2 protein-coding genes and 1 pseudogene are annotated in these 1,725 nt (G+C 38.8%); all 3 read left to right on the forward strand.

Going from position 1 to position 1,725, the window contains the following annotated elements; translation table 11 throughout:
* Positions 1 to 59: 59 nt before the first annotated feature.
* Positions 60 to 578 (forward strand): annotated as a pseudogene (locus tag FD01_RS01735) (replication initiator protein A); the annotation flags it as partial.
* A gap of 259 nt (positions 579 to 837) precedes the next feature.
* Positions 838 to 1,119, forward strand: coding sequence for a type II toxin-antitoxin system RelB/DinJ family antitoxin (locus FD01_RS01740; RefSeq protein ID WP_002819873.1), 282 nt, complete (start codon positions 838 to 840; stop codon positions 1,117 to 1,119).
* A complete protein-coding gene (locus tag FD01_RS16260; protein WP_054720097.1) occupies positions 1,109 to 1,615 on the forward strand; it encodes a hypothetical protein in 507 nt (168 codons plus the stop codon). The genes FD01_RS01740 and FD01_RS16260 overlap by 11 nt, the downstream gene beginning before the upstream one ends.
* The last annotated feature ends 110 nt before the right edge of the window (positions 1,616 to 1,725 follow it).

The following is a 1,725-nucleotide window of genomic DNA, read 5'->3' on the forward strand; positions in this document are numbered from 1 at the left end:
CCGTGTGAATCATGGGATTGCGCTGCTTTTTTGAAATTCTATGAATAATCCAGGAACCTAAAGAAAGAGACAAAAACAGATACAATATAGATACTCAAAAGTCGGACTTTTCCACAGCCAATTTCTCACCAGCAGAAATTCAAAAACAAAACCAGGATCTCATAAATCATGCTAATGACTTCCTAACTGATGAAGACAGTGGCTTACCCGTTTTCTTAGAACCCGAAGCCGTGCAATTACTTAGCTTCTGGTGCCGTACCCCACAACAAATGCGTCGCTTCATCGGCATTATCTTAAATGCTAAGTACCGAGTTGAGAAGGATCATCAGGATATTGGGGTCCTAATCCCACTTGATGATGAGGAGCTGAAGCCTTTAATGACCAAAGCCTTGAGACGCTACTTTAACACTCTTAGAAGCAATGAGAAGCATATCAAGAACGTTGAAAACTACTTGTACGGCACCATGCAAAACCTATTTGGAGTTTGGTGGAATAAACAAGCGGCTAGAGAATATGCTACCAAACACCCTGAAGAAGAAAAATCGGCCGACAACGATAACAGTGGGTTGTACTACTAGTCCTAAAAGGCTACAGAATCCTTTCTAAGAAGTTTTAAGACTTACTAACCTCTTTTTACTTAAGTTAGATTTAAATGGCTTAAACAGAAGAATAGGGGCTTTTAAATGAGTGCCAGAGCTAACCAGGCTAACCAGCTCAAAAGTTCAGCCTTTAGATCAACGCCAAGCTCAAGTGATTTGAGGCCAGGACTTTATCTATTGATAAGGTACTCAAAAGGTAGTATAATGGTAGTAGTAAAAGAAAGGAGATGAGACAATCATGGCAGTTAAGGAAAAGAAACGGGTCCAAGTCAAGATTGATAAAGATTTGGCCGATGATACCGAAGCAGTTTTAAGCGAATTGGGCTTAAATCCAACCACGGCCATTAACATGTTTTACAAGCGGATTGTTGCTAATGGTGCTTTACCTTTTAATGCGTCTTTAAGCGAAGAAGAAAGAGCTAATTTACGCTTTTTAAAGGCGACCGAAGGGACACCAGTCACCGAGTTCAAAGACGCTAAAGAGGTCGCTGATTGGCTCAACGATCCAGATGAGGACTAATGACTTAGTCAGCCTATACGTTAGTTTTGTAGAAACTAATGGTGGTAAGTCTCGGCCAGTTTTAATTCGTCGGGTATCAGAACAGACGGTCGAGGCTTTTAAAATTACTAGTCAGTATGAAAAGAAGTCGGCTTATATCAAGCAACAATATTATCCGATTCAAGATTGGCAATCCGCTGGGTTGAAGAAACCTTCCTGGGTCGATCTTGGTAATATTTATCGCTTTCCCAAAGCCGGTTTAAACTTTAAAGAAATCGGTCATTTAAGTAAGCTAGATCAAAATAAAATTTCAGATTTTACGCTTGACCTAAAATTAAAAAGAAGAGGTAAGGGTCAAAAGATAATTCAACAGCGATCAAGTAAAAGGAAGCACAAAGAAAGTAAAGCAGAGCTTACACAAAGAATTCAAAAACAGTTAAAAGACTTTGCTAAATACAATCCAGAAATTAAGCCCAAAAACAATCCTGAAAATGAAAACGATCGGCCTAGTTATTAGGTTGATCGTTTTTTAATTTATCCGGTTTATGGGCGTTAACATAGTCAGCAAATGTTCGCGCATTTTAGAATCAAGTTAGCCACTGTCTCAAAATTTTTTGGACAATAAAA

Source organism: Lacticaseibacillus manihotivorans DSM 13343 = JCM 12514, assembly GCF_001435035.1.
In the GTDB taxonomy this organism is placed as follows: Bacteria; Bacillota; Bacilli; order Lactobacillales; family Lactobacillaceae; genus Lacticaseibacillus; species Lacticaseibacillus manihotivorans.